Source organism: Rhodovulum sp. (assembly GCF_011048875.1).
Lineage (GTDB): Bacteria > Pseudomonadota > Alphaproteobacteria > Rhodobacterales > Rhodobacteraceae > Rhodovulum > Rhodovulum tesquicola.
Map to the genome: position 1 here is coordinate 1 of NZ_DSDD01000410.1, position 2,132 is coordinate 2,132.

Genomic DNA, 2,132 nt, shown 5'->3' on the forward strand with positions numbered 1-2,132 from the left:
CCGAACGGCCCCTTCAGACCCTCGACGCCCGGCAACAACGCATCCTCGCCGACCTCGACGCCCTCCATCACGATCTCGCCCGTGGGCGAGGCGCGCAGGCTCAGCTTGCCCTCGATCTTCGGGACCGACAGGCCCGCCATGCCCTTTTCCAGCACGAAGCCGCGGATCTTGCCGCCATGGGCCTCGGATTTCGCCCAGACCACGAAGACATCGGCCAATGGGCTGTTGGAAATCCAGGTCGTGGTCCCGGTCAGCCGATAGCCGCCCGCGATCTTCTCGGCCCGCGTCTTCATGCTCCCCGGATCGCTTCCCGCACCGGGTTCGGTCAGCCCGAAACAGCCAATCAGTTCGCCCCGCGCAAGACCGGGCAGATAGCGCTGGCGCTGCGCCTCGGTGCCGTAGGCGAAGATCGGATAGATCACCAGCGAGGATTGCACGCTCATCATCGAGCGATAGCCTGAATCCACCCGCTCGATCTCGCGCGCGATCAGCCCGTAGGCCACATAGGAGGCGCCCAGCCCGCCAAGGGCCTCGGGCAGGGTCACGCCCAGCAGGCCCGCTTCCCCCATCTCGGCGAAAAGCCCCGGCTCGGACCTTTCCTCGCGAAAGGCCATCGTCACGCGGGGCTGCAGCCGGTCACGGGCGAAAGCCTGCGCCGCGTCGCGCAGCATCCGTTCGTCCTCGTCCAGCCGATCCTCCAGCCGCAGCGCGTCCTGCCAGTCGAACCGGGCCAGACCCGGGCCATCCTTCGGGATCAGGGGCAGGGCGCCTTCCATCGTGATTTCTCCTTCCGGGCTGTGCCCGAGGCTTAGCGCGTCCCGCTGCGCCGGGCAATCTTCGCCATCCCGGCGCTTGACCGTCGCCCGCGCCCATGCAGTTCCGGACACAGGGAGCACAGGGATGGACAGAACAGGACCAGGCTCGATCGACGAGGTTCAACAGCTGCTTGCCGGGCAGGATTATGTCTGCGGCCGGGCGCTTGCGACGGTTACCTTCCTCTCGCTGCGCCCGGGCAAGCCGCTCTTTCTCGAAGGCGAGCCCGGCACCGGCAAGACCGAGATCGCCTGGGCGCTGGCCGCAGCACTTGGCCGCCGGCTGATCCGGCTGCAATGCCATGAAGGGCTCGATGCCGCCTCGGCCTTCTGCGACTGGAACTTCGCCGCGCAGATGATCGCGATCCGCACCGCCGAGGCGATGGGCTTCGAGGGCGCGGGCGCCGACCGGACTGCACTGAAGGACGAGCTTTTCCCGGACGAATACCTGATCGAACGCCCGCTGCTCCAGGCCATGCGTCCCCAGGTCGAGGGGCCGCCGGTGTTGCTGATCGACGAGCTCGACCGCACCGACGAACCCTTCGAGGCCTTCCTGCCCGAAGCACTCAGCGATTTCCAGGTCACCATCCCCGAACTCGGCACGATCAAGGCCCCGCACCCCCCGATAGTGGTCATCACCTCGAACCGCACCCGCGAGGTGCATGACGCGCTGAAGCGGGGCTGCCTCTATCACCGGGTCGATTATCCCGATTCCCGGCGCGAACTCGACATCCTGCATGCCCGCGCCCCCAAAGCGGCGGAAACGCTCTCGCGCGAGATCGTGGCCTTCGTCCAGAAACTGCGCTCCGAAGACCTGTTCAAGAAACCCGGTGTTGCCGAAACCATCGACTGGGCGAAATGCCTGCTCGCGCTCGACGTTATCGACCTGTCGCCGCAGGTCATCGCCGACACGATCGGGGCGCTTCTGAAATACCAGGACGACATCCGGAAGATCGTGGGCTCCAAGGCGAAACGCCTGCTCGACGAGGTCCGCGCGGAACTGGCGCCCGCCTGACCCGATCCGGCCCGATCTTCTTCTGGCCTGAAATATCCTCGGGGGGTCCGGGGGGCAGACGGCCCCCCGGCCTCTCCAACAGAGCCCGAGGCCGAGAATGGCAGACCTGCATACGCTCGACATCCCTGACGATGGCAAGCTCAGCCACAACATGCTCCATTTCGCGCGCGCCCTGCGCAAGGCCGGGCTTCCGGTCGGCCCCGGCCGGGTGATCGACGCGATCCGCGCGGTCGAGGCGGCGGGGTTCTCGCAGCGCGGGGATTTCTACCACACCCTCGCCGCCTGCTTTCTCTCGCGCCCCGAGC

General features: G+C 67.2%; 2 protein-coding genes and 1 pseudogene. 2 read left to right on the forward strand and 1 reads right to left on the reverse strand.

Annotation, left to right across the window (positions count from 1 at the left end; genetic code table 11):
- Positions 1–776, reverse strand: a 776-nt coding sequence (locus tag ENN83_RS14165; RefSeq protein ID WP_287187991.1) for an acyl-CoA dehydrogenase family protein, incomplete at its 3' end; no start/stop codon positions are given.
- Between the two features lie 124 nt (positions 777–900).
- Here ENN83_RS14165 and ENN83_RS14170 point away from each other — a divergent pair.
- Complete coding sequence (locus ENN83_RS14170) at positions 901–1,827, forward strand: AAA family ATPase (RefSeq protein WP_287187994.1); 927 nt, start codon at positions 901–903, stop codon at positions 1,825–1,827.
- Between the two features lie 97 nt (positions 1,828–1,924).
- Positions 1,925–2,132 (forward strand): annotated as a pseudogene (locus tag ENN83_RS14175) (VWA domain-containing protein); the annotation flags it as partial.